We start from the raw sequence: 1,318 nt of genomic DNA on the forward strand, positions 1-1,318 counted from the left end.
GGTGCTGGGCAGTCTCCCCGCGTGATCACCGAGCGTGTTGCCGAGCAGTGGGACCTGGAACTGGACGACCTCTTCGTGAATATCGGCCATCGCTTCGGCCGGGTGGAACTACGCCGCCGCATGCGGGACTACGTACGCGGCCTGCTCGCCCCAGTGGCCCGAAAGAACAGCTGGCAACTGGCCGAGCAGGCAGGTCACGCTACCCCTGACGGCTTGCAGCACCTGCTCGCCGGAGCAAAGTGGAACCCCGACGACATCCGCGACGACCTGCAGGAATACGTCGCCGACAAGCTCGGCGAGAACGATGGGGTCCTCATCATCGACGACACCGGGTTCATCAAGAAGGGCATCACCTCCGCCGGGGTTCAACGCCAGTACTCCGGCACTGCCGGCCGCACCGAGAACTGCCAGATCGGCGTCTTCGCCGCCTACGCGTCGGTCAAGGGCCGGGCCCTGGTCGACCGCGAGCTCTACCTGCCCAAGACCTGGACCGAGGACCGCGAACGCTGCCGCGCGGCCAAAGTCCCCAACGAGCGGGAGTTCGCGACTAAGGGCGAACTGGCCCGGCACATCGTGCTGCGGTCCCTCGCCTCACCACTGCCCATCGCCTGGGTCACCGCCGACGCCGCCTACGGTCAGGAGAGCCGCTTCCGCCGACTGCTGGAACAGTCGGGCGTCGGCTACGTGCTGGCCGTGCCCAAGTCCCAGTTCACCGTGGGCTGTCCTCGCATCGAGGGCCTGTTCGCGCAGGCCCCGGCCGAAGCATGGGAGAGGATCTCGTGCGGTGACGGTGCGAAAGGCCCTCGCGCCTACCACTGGGCAGCGGTCCGGCTGCCGGCCGTCGCTGAGTTCGACTATCAGGGCGAGGTCCCCCACCGCATGCGGTGGGCACTGGCCCGGCGCAGCATCAGCAAGCCCGACGAGATCGCCTACTACCTCGCTTACGCCCCTTTGGAGGCCAAGGTTCAGGAGTTGGTGCGAATCGCCGGGACGCGCTGGGCGATCGAGGAATGCTTCCAGGCCGCGAAGAACGAGTGCGGCCTGGACCAGTACGAAGTCCGTCGCTACGTGGGCTGGTATCGGCACATCACTCTGGCCATGCTCGCGCACGCCTTCCTGGCCGCCACGGCGCACCAGGTCCAGGAAAAGGGGGCGACGCCGGTGGGACAGCCGGGGCAATCGAGTTCACAGTGGCGGAGGTTCGGCGACTCCTGGCAGCTTGTCGTCCCCGACCACCGCACCTTTGTGGCCGCCGAGGACGACACCACGCCCTGAGCTGGTCGAGCTGGCGCCGACGACGCCAAGCGGTCGCCCGCCG

The 1,318-nt window shown here is 67.9% G+C and carries 1 protein-coding gene; it reads left to right on the forward strand.

The window, feature by feature from the left end; translation table 11 throughout:
* Positions 1-21: 21 nt before the first annotated feature.
* Positions 22-1,275, forward strand: coding sequence for an IS701 family transposase (locus IE260_RS41000; RefSeq protein WP_189881018.1), 1,254 nt, complete (start codon positions 22-24; stop codon positions 1,273-1,275).
* Positions 1,276-1,318: the final 43 nt, after the last annotated feature.

Origin of the sequence: Streptomyces viridiviolaceus, from assembly GCF_014650995.1 — a bacterium.
In the GTDB taxonomy this organism is placed as follows: domain Bacteria; phylum Actinomycetota; class Actinomycetes; order Streptomycetales; family Streptomycetaceae; genus Streptomyces; species Streptomyces viridiviolaceus.